2 protein-coding genes are annotated in these 2,723 nt (G+C 54.8%); both read right to left on the bottom strand.

The window, feature by feature from the left end:
• Window positions 1-816: 816 nt before the first annotated feature.
• The gene (gene gltA, locus C7386_RS13120) at window positions 817-2,211 is read right to left on the bottom strand and encodes an NADPH-dependent glutamate synthase (protein ID WP_110435938.1); all 1,395 of its coding nucleotides are present in this window, start codon (window positions 2,209-2,211) and stop codon (window positions 817-819) included.
• Window positions 2,212-2,213: 2 nt separating this feature from the next.
• A partial coding sequence (locus tag C7386_RS13115) for a sulfide/dihydroorotate dehydrogenase-like FAD/NAD-binding protein (protein WP_116704932.1) occupies window positions 2,214-2,723 on the bottom strand: 510 nt, incomplete at its 5' end.

Raw genomic sequence — 2,723 nt, 5'->3', positions numbered from 1 at the left:
TCTTCCTTCTTTACCAGACCGGTGATCTCGGCATCTTCGACCTTGGTCAGTTCTTCAGCGGAAATTTCGCCGGCTTCAAACTTGCTGCGAGCTTCGTGGATAGCCTTTGTGCGCAGGAAGCTGCCGACAATATCATAACGATAAGGAGCGGGATTTTTCATGGGGGTTGTCCTTTCTGATCTATGCAATGAGCAGTGGCTCGTTTATTTTATGATATTAGTATAGGGGCTGACGACCCCTTTGTAAAATACGATAAACCCATCATCGTCCATAGTTTGAAGCTATAGACAGCAGTTCAACGCAAACGTCCATCTGCCATTTATATATATCATGTCATTTCTGGAAAATTGTATTTTTTTGAAAAAGGGCTTTAGGGCTCCAAAAAGTGAGCGTTGGGGCTCGACCTACACAAGCCGAACAATTATATTGGGTGTTGAAGGTGCTCCCCTTTTTTGACACTCTTTTGCAAGACTTTTCTATTGACGAGCACAGTCCAAATGCGTACCTCCTCTCGCCTACACAAAATAAAAGGTTCACCGTACCTATAGGATACGGTGAACCTTTCAAAAAACCATTCACAAGTTGTTAGTTTTTATCCGCAAGCAGGTCGAGTAGCACTGGACTTTGTATAGAGCGGCACACTCGTCCGTCCCGATACGGCCTGCTATATGACTTCTGTTCATCGGTTCGGGAGTTTTTCCGTCAGTTTTTGCTGACACCCGGCTTCTTTGTTGCTGTCCATATCGGACGCACCGCAAAAACCAGGTTGCGGCTTAATGCGCAACCTGGTTTTTCTTTCCTCATATCCAACAAAAATTACTTGTTCTTATTCTTGATGTACTCGTCCATTGCAGCCGCAGCGCGCTTGCCAGCGCCCATTGCGAGGATAACGGTAGCTGCGCCGGTAACGGCGTCGCCGCCGGCGAATACGCCGTCCTTGGAGGTGATGCCGTGCTCGTCGTCAGCCACGATGCAGCCCTTGCGGTTGGTTTCCAGACCCGGCGTTGTGTGACGAATCAGCGGGTTCGGGCTGGTGCCGATTGCCGCGATGACGCAGTCAAGGTCGAGTACAAACTCGCTGCCCTCAACCGGAATCGGACGGCGGCGGCCGGATGCGTCAGGCTCGCCCAGCTCCATCTGCTGGCACTTGAGGCCGGTGACGTTGAAGTTCTCGTCAGACAGCACCTCGAGCGGCGCGGTCAGGAACTTGAACACAACGCCCTCTTCCTTCGCGTGGTGGATCTCCTCGAGACGAGCCGGAAGCTCCTTCTCGGAACGGCGGTACACGATGTAAACTTCCTCGGCGCCCATGCGCTTAGCGCAGCGAGCGGCGTCCATGGCTACGTTGCCGCCGCCAACTACTGCGACCTTCTTGGCGTGGTAGATCGGGGTGTCGGCGTTTTCCTTATACGCCTTCATCAGATTGATGCGGGTCAGGTATTCGTTTGCGGAGTAAACGCCGTTTGCGTTCTCGCCCGGAACACCGATAAAGGTCGGCAGACCGGCACCGGAGCCTACAAAAATAGCTTCGTAACCGTCACCGAACAGCTCGTCGATGGTCTCAGAACGGCCGACAACGAAGTTCAGAACAAACTCAACACCGAGGTCCTTCAGCGTGTCGATTTCCTTCTGCACGATAGTCTTCGGCAGACGGAACTCCGGAATACCGTACATGAGTACGCCGCCTGCGGTGTGCAGTGCCTCGAAAACGGTAACTTCGTAACCCATACGAGCCAGATCGCCTGCACAGGTCAGACCGGCCGGGCCTGCACCAACGATGGCAACCTTGTGACCGTTGGACTCCGGCTTTACTGCCTTTTCAGAGCTGTTTTCGCGCGCGTAGTCGGCTACAAAGCGCTCCAGACGGCCGATTGCTACAGCCTCGCCCTTGATGCCGCGTACGCAGTGGCACTCGCACTGGCTTTCCTGCGGGCAGACACGGCCGCAGACAGCGGGCAGAGCGGAGGTCTCCTTGATCTTGGCAGCCGCCTCGAGGAACTTGCCCTCAGCAACCAGAGCGATGAACTCCGGAATCTTAACCTGTACCGGACAGCCGGTCATGCAGGGCTTGTTCTTGCAGTTCAGGCAGCGCTGTGCTTCCTCGACCGCCATTTCAGCGGTATAGCCGAGCGTTACCTCTTCAAAGTTCTTATTGCGGACGTCCGGCGCCTGCTCGGGCATCGGACACTTCTTCGGATTCATATTCGGCATGATTACTTGACCTCCTTCTTGAACAGATTGCAATGCTCCTCGCGGCGCTCTACCGCCGCGCGCTCCTGTGCCTTGTACATGGCACCGCGGCGCATTGCACTGTCAAAATCAACGAGGTGACCGTCGAAATCCGGACCGTCAACGCATGCGAACTTGGTCTCACCGCCAACGGTAAGACGGCAACCGCCGCACATGCCGGTACCGTCAACCATGATGGTGTTCATGGAAACGATGGTCTTGATGCCGTACGGGCGGGTGGTCTCGCAGACAAACTTCATCATAATCATCGGGCCGATGGCGATTACGGCATCGTACTGGTTGCCCGCGTCGATCAGTTCCTTGAGCACCTGCGTAACCAGAGCCTTGCGGCCGTTCGAGCCGTCGTCGGTCACGATGTGCAGGTTGGTGCAGGCGTTTTTCATCTCGTCCTCGAGGATGATGATGTCCTTGTTGCGGAAACCGGCGATCAGGTCAACCTCAGCGCCCATTTCGTGCAGCTTCTTTGCCTGCGG

The organism is Agathobaculum butyriciproducens (assembly GCA_003096535.1).
Classification (GTDB): domain Bacteria; phylum Bacillota; class Clostridia; order Oscillospirales; family Butyricicoccaceae; genus Agathobaculum; species Agathobaculum butyriciproducens.
Note: the sequence above shows the minus strand (reverse complement) of the source record. Positions and strands in the feature narration are given on the sequence as shown.

Coding starts and splice junctions, on each gene's coding strand:
- gltA (WP_110435938.1), bottom strand. CDS start 2,211: ATGCCGAATATGAATCCGAAGAAGTGTCCGATGCCCGAGCAGGCGCCG.